At 62.9% G+C, this 11,958-nt stretch carries 10 protein-coding genes; 4 read left to right on the top strand and 6 right to left on the bottom strand.

The window, feature by feature from the left end:
- Window positions 1-15: 15 nt before the first annotated feature.
- Window positions 16-402, bottom strand: a complete 387-nt coding sequence (locus tag QRN45_RS01770) for a hypothetical protein (protein ID WP_370873873.1) — start codon at window positions 400-402, stop codon at window positions 16-18.
- Between the two features lie 327 nt (window positions 403-729).
- Between QRN45_RS01770 and QRN45_RS01765 the strand changes: the two genes are divergently transcribed.
- On the top strand, window positions 730-978 hold the full coding sequence (locus QRN45_RS01765; RefSeq protein ID WP_003804966.1) for a WhiB family transcriptional regulator: 249 nt from the start codon (window positions 730-732) through the stop codon (window positions 976-978).
- A 116-nt stretch (window positions 979-1,094) separates the two neighbouring features.
- On the opposite strand, the gene QRN45_RS01760 is transcribed toward QRN45_RS01765, so the two are convergent.
- The 4 genes from QRN45_RS01760 to QRN45_RS01745 are packed head-to-tail and all read right to left on the bottom strand — an operon-like array spanning window position 1,095 to window position 9,460.
- Window positions 1,095-2,564, bottom strand: a complete 1,470-nt coding sequence (locus QRN45_RS01760) for a sensor histidine kinase (protein ID WP_078108392.1) — start codon at window positions 2,562-2,564, stop codon at window positions 1,095-1,097.
- Window positions 2,565-2,594: 30 nt separating this feature from the next.
- Window positions 2,595-7,448 (bottom strand): NAD-glutamate dehydrogenase, encoded by a 4,854-nt coding sequence (locus QRN45_RS01755; protein ID WP_284762279.1) that lies wholly within the window; start codon window positions 7,446-7,448, stop codon window positions 2,595-2,597.
- 57 nt (window positions 7,449-7,505) lie between these two features.
- Window positions 7,506-8,819, bottom strand: coding sequence for a CpaE/TadZ family protein (locus QRN45_RS01750; RefSeq protein WP_264636616.1), 1,314 nt, complete (start codon window positions 8,817-8,819; stop codon window positions 7,506-7,508).
- Complete coding sequence (locus QRN45_RS01745; RefSeq protein WP_284762371.1) at window positions 8,816-9,460, bottom strand: CpaB family protein; 645 nt, start codon at window positions 9,458-9,460, stop codon at window positions 8,816-8,818. Before QRN45_RS01745 ends, QRN45_RS01750 begins: the two co-directional genes overlap by 4 nt.
- A gap of 151 nt (window positions 9,461-9,611) precedes the next feature.
- On the opposite strand from QRN45_RS01745, the gene QRN45_RS01740 reads away from it, so the two are divergent.
- Entirely contained in the window at window positions 9,612-9,827 is a 216-nt protein-coding gene (locus QRN45_RS01740; RefSeq protein WP_059387549.1) for a helix-turn-helix domain-containing protein, read from the top strand.
- A 35-nt stretch (window positions 9,828-9,862) separates the two neighbouring features.
- Here the strand turns inward: QRN45_RS01740 and QRN45_RS01735 are convergent, their stop codons facing one another.
- Window positions 9,863-10,435 carry a hypothetical protein gene (locus QRN45_RS01735; RefSeq protein ID WP_241709218.1) on the bottom strand — a complete coding sequence of 191 codons (573 nt, stop codon included), beginning with the start codon at window positions 10,433-10,435 and terminating at the stop codon, window positions 9,863-9,865.
- Between the two features lie 144 nt (window positions 10,436-10,579).
- On the opposite strand from QRN45_RS01735, the gene QRN45_RS01730 reads away from it, so the two are divergent.
- Together QRN45_RS01730 and QRN45_RS01725 are read left to right on the top strand one after the other, a co-directional pair.
- Complete coding sequence (locus QRN45_RS01730) at window positions 10,580-11,368, top strand: LysM peptidoglycan-binding domain-containing protein (protein ID WP_284762278.1); 789 nt, start codon at window positions 10,580-10,582, stop codon at window positions 11,366-11,368.
- Window positions 11,369-11,426: 58 nt separating this feature from the next.
- Window positions 11,427-11,942 (top strand): Rv3235 family protein, encoded by a 516-nt coding sequence (locus QRN45_RS01725; protein ID WP_284762277.1) that lies wholly within the window; start codon window positions 11,427-11,429, stop codon window positions 11,940-11,942.
- Window positions 11,943-11,958 lie beyond the last annotated feature (16 nt).

The raw sequence follows: 11,958 nt of genomic DNA, 5'->3' as shown, positions 1-11,958 counted from the left end.
GCGCAGTTATATCCGTCAGAGCGCGGCGCGGGATCCGCCCGTTCGGGACGCGAAGGCAATGACACGTTTGTCGAACAAGAAGAGAATTCCGGCCAGAGCCGGCACCACCATCGCCAGGCCGGCGGGAACTACCCCTCCGGTCATGGTGGGAACGCCGATCGTCAGGGCAAATAGCTGGGCAACCAATGCAGGTGCCCGGGTCCAACGGTAGCCACGGAACAGGAAGTGTCCCACCGCAAACAACAATGCAGAAAAGGCCAGCAGAAGACCCAAAGTAAACACGGCACCCCAGAAGGAGGCCACCGGAGCGCCGGTCACCAGCTCGTATATATACAGTGCCGCCGCTGCCAATAGCGCAAGGGCTTCCAGCACCACCACGATCGAAATGACAACGATTCCCACAGGACGCGTTGCTCCGCCGGAGTTGTCGTGGCCGGCTCCTTGGCCGTCGTTGCCGGGCGCCGCTGGGTCATGGTTGGGGTTCAGAGGGGGTCTTGACACACTGGCACACTACCCGACATAGTCGAATACCTGTGAGTAGCCCGCCATCCAGTGTGATGCATCGCTCACGGTTTCAAACGCTTGAACCCCTTGTTTACATGGCGTTAACATGACACGCTTGACTCAGACGACCAAGGGGGCCCAATGGGTCCCCTTTCCTATGAAGCCTCTCGTGAATATTTTCACAAAAGGCTTAACTAGTACTCACGAATGGAGTGACTGATCAGCATGGATTGGCGTAACCGCGCAGCCTGCCTTGACAAGGACCCGGAGCTTTTCTTCCCAGTAGGCAACACCGGCCCTGCGCTTCTCCAGATCGAGGAAGCGAAGAGTGTCTGCCGCCGCTGCCCCGTCGTGGACACATGCCTTCAGTGGGCCCTCGAATCGGGCCAGGACGCCGGCGTCTGGGGCGGAATGAGCGAAGACGAACGACGCGCACTCAAGCGTCGTGCCGCCCGCGCGCGCCGCGCTTCCTAAGCGTCGCGTCCTGGGCGCCTGAGGCTGGCACAGCCCGGTGTCTCAGGCAAAGAAGACATACGAAGATGGCCCGGACCGAAAGGTCCGGGCCATCTTCGTACGTTCAACGGCTGGGGTCAGCTTCGGACCAGATTCAGGACAATCTCGACGGCGGTGCCGCCGCCGTCGCGCGGCATCCACTGGATGCTGCCACCCAATTCGCTCGTGACAAGTGTCCGCACAATCTGAAGGCCAAGTCCTTCCGTGTACGAGCCCTCGGGTAGTCCGACGCCGTCATCGGCTATCGTCACGGTCAGGAGTTCGTCGCCGCGCTCCCCCGTTGAACGATCGGCCATCAGCCATACCGTTCCGGCCCGTCCTTCGAGGCCGTGCTCCACGGCATTTGTCACGAGCTCATTGATGACCAGCGCAAGCGGCGTCGCGAAGTCGCTCGGCAATTCGCCGAACAGGCCGGCCCGCTCGGTCCGGACGTGCTGCGAAGGGGACGCCACTTCCGCTGAAAGCCGGAACTGACGTCCGATGAGTTCGTCAAAATCAACGCTCTGCGTCAGCCCCTGCGAAAGCGTCTCGTGTACCAAGGCAATCGTCGCCACCCGCCGCATAGCCTGTTCCAGGCCTTGTTTCGCCTCATCGCTCACCATGCGTCGCGACTGCATGCGCAGCAAAGCAGCAACCGTCTGCAGGTTGTTCTTGACGCGGTGGTGGATTTCACGAATGGTTGCATCCTTGGTCACCAGCTCGAGCTCGCGGCGTCGCAGTTCGGAGACGTCGCGGCACAAAACCAAAGCACCGAAGCGATGCTTCTCGTCGCGCAACGGAATCGCGCGCAGCGACAAGCTGACTCCACGGGACTCGATTTCGCTCCGCCACGGCATCCGGCCGGTCACGACCAGCGGTAAGGTCTCGTCCACCATCCGCCGGTCCTTGAGAAGTCCTGCGGTGACTTCCGCGAGGGACCGCCCTTCCAAGGTTTCCACCTCGCCGAGGCGGCGGAATGCAGAGACGCCGTTCGGACTCGCGTACTGGACGATGCCGTCGGCGTCGAGCCTGATCAGGCCGTCACCGACGCGGGGAGCGCCGCGGCGCGAACCCGTCGGTGAAGCGAAGTCAGGCCACAGTCCCAGCGTGCCCATCCGAAGCAGATCGTACGCGCATTGCCTGTACGTGAGCTCAAGGCGCGAAGGCATCCGCGAACTGGATAGGTCCATGTGCGAGGTGACGACGGCGAGGGTCCGTCCGTTCCTGACCATCGGTACCGCTTCAACCCGCAGGGCCATCTCGCTGCTCCAGCTTGTTTCACTGGAGCGCTCGATGGAACGGCTGGACCAGGCCTTGTCGACTATCGGTTGCAGATCCGAGCGGATCCCTTCCCCGACAAAGTCCGCATGAAACACCGTGTGGCTCGTTGACGGCCTGACGTGCGCAAGCGCGATGTAGCCGAATTCCGGATGCGGAAACCACAGGGCCAAGTCCGCGAACGCCAGGTCGGCGACCATCTGCCAGTCGCCGACCAGGAGGTGCAGCCATTCAGCATCTCCAGGCCCGAAATCAGCGTGCTCCCTGATGGGGTCTGTAAAGATTGCCACTGCACCTCCATATAACGCGCGGGCTTGTCCCTAGCGTCGAACGATTGACCTCAAGAGCCTCAATGCTACCGACAGAGAAGCCATGTCGTCGGCCTCCAACGCGTTGACCTCGTCGAACATGCTCTTCGCACGCCCCAACTGCTCGGCGTTGAGATCCTCCCAAGCCTCCAACCGACCCTCGGCGTCGAGGCCGGCGTCGGTCGATTCGAGCACCGACAACGTCATGTCCGCCACAGTCGAATAAAGGTCGTCGCGCAGGGCTGCGCGGGCAAGCGCCTGCCAGCGGTCATCACGCGGGAGTGCCGTAATTCGCTCCAGCAATGAGTCCACGTGGAAGCGGTCGAACACTGTGTAGTAGACGTGGCTGACCTCTTCGACACGGGCCTCGCGGCTTTGCGTGATCTTGGCGATGTCCAGGAGCACGAAACTCTCGAACAGCTCGGCCCAGCGATGGGCCAGCGTGTCCGGGAGGCCCCAAGAGCGTGCCCTTTCAAGCCAACCGGTAACCCGCTCCTTGTCGCTCCCGCGCAAGTAGTCGAGCACCCTGGCCCGCATTGGATCCATCATCGGCTTGAATTCCGCGACGATCTCCGAGATCGGCTTCGAGGCGTTGCCCTGGCTGAGCAGCCAACGAACGGCCCGGTCCAGAAGCCTCCGGATGTCGAGGTGGACGGTGCTCCAGTGTTCCGTGGGGAACGAGGCAGGCAGGGCATTGAGCTCGCGAACCATCGAGTCGAGTTCGTAGATCTCACGGAGCGCCACGAACGCTTTCGCGACGGCCACCTCGGTAGCCGAGGTTTCCTCCATGGTGCGGAACGCGAAGGTGATGCCGCCGAGGTTGATCATGTCGTTGGCCACCACGGTTGCGATGATCTCGCGACGCAAGGGGTGAGTGTCCAGTTCGGCGTCGAACCTTTCGCGAAGCTGCTTCGGGAAGTACGAGCGAATCGTCTTGCGGAACCACGGGTCATCCGCCAGGTCGCTGTCGCGCAATGCCGAACCCAATTCGATCTTGGCGTACGCGGCGAGGACGGACAGTTCCGGGGACGTCAGCCCCTGGCCCTGCTCCAGCCGCTCACGAAGCGTGTCGGTGGTCGGCAGTGCTTCAAGATCCCGTTTGAGATCCGCGGACTTCTCGAGCCAGTCCATCAGACGCTCGTAGCTCGGGCTCCATTCGGCAACGCGAGTGCGGTCGTTGAGCAACAGGATGTTCTGGTCGATGTTGTCTTCGAGCACAAGCCGCCCGACCTCGTCGGTCATGTCGGCGAGGAACGATGTGCGCTCGGATGCATCCAGCTTCCCCGCGGCAACCATCCGGTCCACGAAGATCTTGATGTTGACCTCATGGTCGGAACAATCCACGCCGGCCGAATTGTCGATCGCGTCGGTGTTGAGGATGACGCCTTGCAGTGCGGCCTCGATGCGTCCGCGCTGCGTCATTCCGAGATTGCCACCTTCGCCGACAACCTTCACGCGAAGCTCGCGCCCGTTGACGCGGATGACGTCGTTTGCCTTGTCCCCCACCTCGGCGTGGGACTCGGTGCTGGCCTTGATGTAGGTTCCGATCCCCCCGTTGTACAGGAGATCGGCAGGGGCGAGGAGTATCGCACGCAGAAGTTCCGGAGGACTAAGCTGAACCGTTCCATCCGGCAGGCCGAGGGCCCTGCGGACCTCCGGCGAGATCGGGATGACCTTGGCCTGGCGGGGGTAGACCCCGCCACCTGCGCTGATGAGCGAGCGGTCGTAGTCGTCCCAGGAGGAGCGGGGCAGCTCGAAGAGACGGTGCCGTTCGTCGAAGGACGAAGCAGCATCCGGCGTCGGGTCCAGGAAGATGTGGCGGTGGTCGAAGGCGGCCAGCAGGCGGATGTGCTTGGAGAGCAGCATTCCGTTGCCGAAGACGTCGCCGGACATGTCGCCGACGCCGACCACGGTGAATTCCTCGGTCTGGGTGTCAAGGTCCAGCTCACTGAAGTGGCGCTTGACCGACTCCCATGCGCCACGGGCCGTGATGCCCATGGCCTTGTGGTCGTATCCGACGGATCCACCGGAAGCGAATGCGTCACCGAGCCAGAATCCATACTCGGCAGCCAGTCCGTTCGCGGTGTCCGAGAAGGTAGCAGTGCCCTTGTCAGCGGCAACCACCAGGTACGAATCGTCGTCATCCTGGCGGACAACGTCCGCCGGCGGCACAATTCTCTCGCCGTCGGCTGTAGTCACGAGGTTGTCGGTGAGGTCGAGCAGGCCGCGGATGAAAGTCTTGTAGCTTTCAATACCCTCGGCCATCCATGCGGCGCGGTCAAGTGCCGGATCCGGAAGTTGCTTCGCGAAGAATCCGCCCTTGGCACCGGTCGGCACAATCACAGCGTTCTTGACTGTCTGTGCCTTGACCAGCCCGAGGATCTCGGTCCGGAAGTCTTCACGGCGGTCCGACCACCGCAAACCGCCACGGGCCACCTTGCCGAAGCGCAAGTGCACGCCTTCAACGCGAGGCGAGTACACCCAGATCTCGTACTTTGGCCGCGGGAACGGCAAGCCGTCGATCGTGGTCGGATCGAGCTTGAAGCTGACGTACGACTTGCCTTGGAAGTAGTTCGTGCGCAGCGTCGACTCGATGAGGTTGACGAAAGTCCGCAGGACCCGGTCGGCGTCGAGCGTGGCCACCTGGTCAATTGCTTCGGCCAGTGCCGCGCGGGCGCCCTCCTGGCGGGCAGGACGCGCGGTGTCAGGCGAAGAAGGATCAAAGCGGGCCCCAAAGAGCTCGATCAGGCCGCGGGCAACCTCCGGGTTCGCAAGAAGGGTATCTGCAATGAACTCGAAGGAGTTGGTGTTCCCCATCTGGCGCATGTACTTCGCATAGGCGCGGAGCATGACAACCTGACGCCAGTGGATACCTTCCCGGAGGACGAGCCGGTCGAAACTGTCGGATTCCACGGAACCGGTCACCGCGGCGCTGAAGGAGTCTGCCAGGAGCTGGCCGGTTGCCACGGGATCGACACCGGCGGGGTACTTCAGGCCAAGGTCATAGAGGAAGAAGTCGCGGTGGTCCGCAGTCTCGATCTCGAACGGTCGCTCATCGAGAACCTCAAGGCCAAGATTGTGGAAGTAGGGCAGGATCTGGCTCAGGCTCTTGGGTTCCAGGAGGTAGAGCTTGACGCGGGCATCTTCTTCGAGGAGTTCGCCGGCACCGTTGGGCAGGTAGACATGCACTCCGGGGATCGCCTGGACAGCGACGGCGTCGCGATCGGTTGTGGCGGCATACTTCTCGAAGCGCTCAATGTCCTTGAGGGCGTCCTCGACTTCGTAGTCGACACGGTAGCCGGCCGGGAACGCATCCCCCCACAGGGCGGAAAGCCGCTCGGCATCCAAGCCACTGGTGTTCTCGCGGAGCACCTCTGCAATTCCCTCAGCCCACGACCGCGAAGCCCGGACAAGCCGCTTTTCGAGTTCACCGGCGTCGACGTCGCGGAGCTCAGCTTCGCGGGGCAGCCGGATACGGAAGAACACCCTCGCGAGTGCGGACTCCGTGATCCGGGCCTCGTAGTCGATGCTGTCGGCCTCGAAAGTCTCGCGGAGTTCCTGCTCGATTCGTTGCCGGACGTTGGTGGTGTAGCGGTCACGTGGCAGGTAGACGAGCGCCGACATGAACCGTCCATAGATGTCCGGGCGGAGGAAGAGCTTCGTGCGGCGGCGCTCCTGCAGACGCTGGATGCCCAAAGCCGTTGCGGCCAGGTCCTCGGTCTCGATCTGGAAGAGTTCGTCGCGGGGGTAGGTCTCGAGAATACCGACGAGGTCCTTGCCGGAATGCGAGTCCTGCGGGAACCCGGCCGAGCGGAGCACGGCGTCGACCTTTTCCCGGACGATGGGGATGTTCCTGACGGAACCGGTGTAGGCGCTCGTGGCGAAGAGGCCGATGAAGCGGCGCTCACCGTTGACGTTGCCTGCAACGTCGAAGCTCTTGACGCCGATGTAGTCCAGGTACGCGGGGCGGTGCACGGTGGACCGCGAGTTGGCTTTGGTGATGACCAAGGCACGCTTCTCGCGAGCCTTCCTGCGTCCGGCGTCGGTGAGGTGCTGGATCTGGTGGGGGTGGTCCCCCGCCCTCAAAAGTCCCAAGCCGCTCTCTTCGCGCAACTCAAGGACGTCTTCACCGTTCTCGGTGATGAGGTCGTATTCCCTGTAACCAAGGAAGGTGAAGTTGCCGTTGTCCAACCACCGCAGAAGATCCTGCGCCTGCCTGAGCTCCGCGATGTCTTCCGGGTGGGCTACCTTGTCGAGGGATGATGCCAGCTCGAGTGCCTTCGTGCGCATTTTGGGCCAGTCTTCGACGGCGGCGCGGACGTCTTTCAGGACGCGGTGGATCCCGTCCACGAGCTCCTTCTGGAAGTCGTCGGCCACTCTGTCGACCTCGACCGCGATCCATGACTCCATGTGGGAGACGTTGTCACCTTGCGAGATCAGATGGGCGATATTCGGCATCGCCGCGGTGTCACCGCTTGAGATGCCGATGTTCGACGGCACCCGCGCGATGTCGGACAGGTCGCCGGTGACGTGATCACGCGAAACCACGAAGAGCGGGTGCATGACCAGCCGGATAGCGCAGTTCTGGCGGACGAGTTCGGCGTTCACCGAGTCCACCAGGAACGGCATGTCATCAGTGACGATGTACAGAATGCTGCGATCACCCTCGTTGGCAATCTTGACGTTGGCGGTGCCCGGCTTGCGGCTCTGTCCCGCTTCCCGGTGGGCAGCCGCCCTGGAGGTCAATTGCTCGGCAGCGTATCCGCGGGCGTCCTCCTCTGCGAGATGCTCGTAGTAGTCTCCGAAGAACCCTTCCCGGACTACTGCAGGTTTAGAACGATCCTCCACGCTGGATCCTGACGACATCGACAAACGCCTCCATCACATCTCGATTGCTGCGTCCTTGCAGCCCACATGGCGAGCCTAACGCTTTAGACTTCGCCTTGCTCTGGAATAAATGACAGAGGATTTACGATTTTGCTGGACAGGTGCACAGACCATTTTTGCAATTGCGAGCCGCAAGGCAGACTCGGGTGCAGCTTCAAAGAGCACGGCGCCGGATAGCAGGGCGGAGTCGCACGCTCCAGGATCGGACGGAAGGAATACCTCGATGCTGTGGCCCGGGCCGTATCGCTCCCATGCTTCGCGGAGCTCCCGTTCGGGCGATCGGCCCGCGGATGCTGCCCGCACCTTGTTCAAGACCACCCGGGGAGCCGCGTGAGGGACTGCCCGTTCAAGTTCCGCGAGGCCACGCACGAGTCGCGGAACCCCGATGGCGTCGGCCGCGCCCACGGCGAAAACGGTGTCCGCCAGTTCTATGCTTCGCAGGGTGGCTGCGTTGCGCCGCGGGGCCATCGTGTCGAAGCTGAGTTCCTCGTCGGCTTCAAGGCAGAAACCCGCATCGACCACCACAATTTCCGCGATCTCCTTGGCGAGTTCAAGCACCGAGGAGAGCGCGGCGGCCCGGAGTTCGGTCCACCGATCAGAGCGCGTAATGCCCGTGAGGACCCGGAGGCTGGTTCCTTTGGCGAAGACAGGCGCGGCGATCCGCTTGAGCGATTCGGCATCCAACAATCCTTGATCCGCCAGCCGGCAAGCCTGCGCCAGTCCTGCAGATTCGTCGAGCAAGCCCAGCGACGCCGCGACACTTGCCCCGTAGCTGTCAGCATCGAGAAGGACCACCGACTTGCCTTCAGCCGCCAGCTCCGCAGCGATATTGACTGCCACGAGAGTCCTGCCGGGCGCCCCGGTTGGCCCCCAGACCGCGACGATCCGCCCAGCACCAGCCGGCAGGTGTTCCGGTTCTTCCGGAGCATCAGCGGGACGGAGTTCCGCGGCGGTGTCCGCATATCCGGAGTCCCGTGGTTCCGCGCGTCGCCTACCTTGTCCGGGCAGTTGGCCTACGGCGTCGGAGATCTTGGAAGCCAACGTTGCCGAGTCCACCTCCAACGACGCCGTCACGACGCCGATGCTGCGCAGGCGGCCCGCTTCCCCCGGGTCGTCGCTGAGTGCAACGATGGAGACTCCGACAGCCGCGAGCCGGTCGACCAGCGATGCCGTCAGCTCTCCCGCACCTTCGGCTATGACCGCTGCGCGCGCGAGGCCGCTTTGGCAAGCACCCAGAAGTTCCGCGAGTTCACCGCACCGGCGCACCACAGTCACCGGCCCGTGGAGCCGCTCGAGTCCCCCGACCAAGTCTTCCCGGGACTGCCCGACTGTGACAACGGGGATGCTCATTTGCCGGCACCGCCCGGGTTCCATACGACGGCAATCTTCGCTTTGTTTGCCTGCGCTCCAAGAAGTTTCGGCATGTGCTCATCGTTCACGAGGACCAGAACCACTTTCTCCTTGGACGCTCCAAGGGTGGATGCACCTTCCGTGACCTGGGCGATCTCCGCGCCGGGCAACAGCAATTGCGGCGTGCCGAAGCCGTTGCGCGCATCAGGCAGGGCTACCCAGACGTCAACGCGGGATCCGGCCACCGCCTGGGGAGGCAGTGATTCCTGGATCGTGATCGCCACCGGCTTGCGGTCAAGGGAGTCTGCGGCCCCCAGGCTTTCCTTCGGGACGAGTTGGTTCTTGGCAATTCTTTGGACAGCGACTCTTCCCTCGGGCAGGCCGTCCGCCAGGGTAACGTAGCTGGACTCAATGTCGTCGAGCCGGACGTTGACGATCGCAAGATCGTCCTTGCTGACTCTCTGGCCCACTGCAATCGGCCCTCGCGCCGCATACACCTGTATGGTGCGGTCCGCGGTTCCAACGAGTGCGATGACTCCAGCCAGCGATGCCAAGACCAGGAGAATCCCCACCAAAAGCCTCGGATCCCTCCATGACGGTTTCCTGAGCCGAGCTCCAGCGGCCGCCATAGTTACACCCATCTTGCTCCCCCATTTGCGTAGTTTGTCGGCGTCGACCTCCACTGGCCTATATTCTGACCGCATTTTGCTCGCATCCGAAAGCCACATGGCTCAAATTACGTCAACTGTGGATAACCCCGGCAAGTGGGTGGAACAGTGGCAAAATGGATGCATGCCCCGATTCCTCACTCTGGCTGATGTCGCCGAACAGCTTCAGATCAACTCCCCGCAGGCATACGCCTTGGTGCGAAGCGGAGAACTCAAGGCCATCCAAGTCGGTGGCAGGGGCCAGTGGCGCGTCGAAGAGAAGATGCTGGAGCAGTACATCGAGGAACGCTATGCCGAGGCCAGCAGGATCATCCAAGAGGCCAAGTCAAAGTCGTCCTGATCACTGCCCAGGTCGCGGCGGGAAGCCTGCCCCCACTAGGTGTCCCGGCCCCGCAATGAACGCAGCGCGGCGAGTGACTGGAACGGAACCGTCGCCACCGACACAACATTGCCGGCCCGGCGGACTTCGCCCGGCAACATCATGGCGAGGTCAAAGTGGTCCTTGCCCACGCGATCGATGACGCCGCGCATTGTCCGCTCCTCCCGCACCGGCTCAAGCAAATGAACAGCCAGTTCCGCCCTGTCGCGGGCCAGCATTCGGAGCGCGCTGGCCAGGCCTAGCCGCTGCGACACCTTCGACTGTCCCGGCAGGACGTGCCGGCCCAGGCCCTGATATGTCAGGGCGGCCGTTACAGGCACCAACCACTGGTGGCGACCTTCGTCCAGGACCAAGGTTTCCCTGCCGACATGGCTAAGCGTCCCGGACACCTGTGTCCCGGACCGGAGCTTCACCTCAATCTTCCGGCCGATGGCTCCACGCAGCCTGTCGAACACCTCGATGCCGGCGATCTCCACCCGCGCCCGCTCTGAAATTTCGGATTCAAGTCCCAGTAATCGCTCGGAGGCCAGTTGCGCCTCCATGTCTTCAAACAGAGCATCCCAACGCATTGCGTCAGCGTAAGCGGGCACTCCCCCGTGGTCAATCCTTCTTCACAGTCAAGCAAATCCTAGACAAAATTCACTTATTGTGGTCAAAATAAATCAATCGCTATCAAAGTGCATCAAATAACATCAACTGGGTAAGGGGAACCCATGGAACAGAGCAAAAGACTCCTTCGGAACGACGTTGCAATGGCAGTGACCATCCTGGCGCTCTCTCTTTTGCTCGCTGTCGCCGGCTTGATCTTGATAGACCGGTGGCACTCCGCGGCGGAACGACTCCAGGCACCCATGTTCGACGATCTCCTGGGATTTATCGCAATTGCCGCTGGACTGGGAATCGGGGCCTGGTGGATCGCGACGTTCCTTCTGGCAGTGGCCGCCGCGCTCCTCCGGCAATCAGGCAAGGATCGTTGCGCGGGCGCCGCCGCCAAACTCAGCCCGGCTTTCATGCGCAGACTGGCTGTTGCGATTCTGGGCCTGAATCTCTCGGGGATTCCGTTGGCGAGCGCGTCGCCAACGGAACAGCTCGAACCGGCCTGGAGCCCGACCCACGACTCCGCGACGTCCAGCAGCATCTCTGCCCAATGGACGCCCGGCCGCGGCCTCTCTCGCCATCCCTCAGCCGTTCCCTTGAGTGAGTCCGGATCATCCGAGATCGACCCGCATTGGCAGCCCCGGCCACCCGTCGCCGACCCGGGGCTTCTGGGAACCAGGCCACAGCGGGCAGCCGAACAGCATGCCTCACCGGAGCGAGGCGAAGTGGTGGTGAAGCGGGGAGATTCATTGTGGTCCATTGCCGCCCGGCAGCTCGGCCCCATGGCCAGCGACGTCGACATTGCCCTCCACTGGCCGAAATGGTACGCCACAAACCGGAACGTCATCGGAGACGACCCTGGTCTCCTTATCCCGGGCCAGATCCTGCAACCACCACCTGGGTAGCCACCAGCCGATCCACCGCCATCCGCCGCCGACCAGCGATTCGCAACCGAGGAAGCCCATGACTGCATCACCAGCCATCTACACCGCACCCCATGCAGACCGACTGGCAGCTTCGCCACCCATCGCCTCCCGTTCAACAGTGGTTTCGCCTCGCGCCAAGGCCGGGGTGGGCGGGCCTTCCGATAAGGGGCCATCGTCTACCGGTAAACCAGCTCGGCTCCTTGGCCTCGACGGGGAAATCCGTGCACTGGCCCGTACCATCGCCCAAGCTGCGGTCGAAGTCCTTGCCGGTACCCGGCCGGTGCAACAGCTCTCACGGACCCTGGATCCGGGCTGCCTCGCCGCACTGCAGCATAGGGCCGCACTGACCAGGGCCCATGCCGCGAGTGCCCAGGGCGGGCAATCCAGGCTTCACCGAAGTCCGATGGTCCGCTCCGTGCACCTCTGCGCGGTGACGGACGGAGTGTATGAGGCCAGCGTGGTCGTCTCCGAAGAGCTCCGCTCCCGCGCCGTAGCCATGAGGCTTGAAGGGAACAACGGCGCGTGGAAGGTCACCGCCCTCGAAATCGGCTGACAGCGGGGTTCAAAGC

Source organism: Arthrobacter sp. efr-133-R2A-63 (assembly GCF_030209795.1).
GTDB lineage: Bacteria > Actinomycetota > Actinomycetes > Actinomycetales > Micrococcaceae > Arthrobacter > Arthrobacter bambusae_A.
This window is presented reverse-complemented; position numbering and strand designations above follow the sequence as displayed.

Excerpts from the sequence above, each read along its gene's own strand:
- QRN45_RS01765 (WP_003804966.1), top strand. The coding sequence starts at position 730 with ATGGATTGGCGTAACCGCGCAGCCTGCCTTGACAAGGACCCGGAGCTT.
- QRN45_RS01755 (WP_284762279.1), bottom strand. The coding sequence starts at position 7,448 with ATGTCGTCAGGATCCAGCGTGGAGGATCGTTCTAAACCTGCAGTAGTC.
- QRN45_RS01750 (WP_264636616.1), bottom strand. The coding sequence starts at position 8,819 with ATGAGCATCCCCGTTGTCACAGTCGGGCAGTCCCGGGAAGACTTGGTC.
- QRN45_RS01745 (WP_284762371.1), bottom strand. The coding sequence starts at position 9,460 with ATGGGTGTAACTATGGCGGCCGCTGGAGCTCGGCTCAGGAAACCGTCA.
- QRN45_RS01740 (WP_059387549.1), top strand. The coding sequence starts at position 9,612 with ATGCCCCGATTCCTCACTCTGGCTGATGTCGCCGAACAGCTTCAGATC.
- QRN45_RS01735 (WP_241709218.1), bottom strand. The coding sequence starts at position 10,435 with ATGCGTTGGGATGCTCTGTTTGAAGACATGGAGGCGCAACTGGCCTCC.
- QRN45_RS01730 (WP_284762278.1), top strand. The coding sequence starts at position 10,580 with ATGGAACAGAGCAAAAGACTCCTTCGGAACGACGTTGCAATGGCAGTG.
- QRN45_RS01725 (WP_284762277.1), top strand. The coding sequence starts at position 11,427 with ATGACTGCATCACCAGCCATCTACACCGCACCCCATGCAGACCGACTG.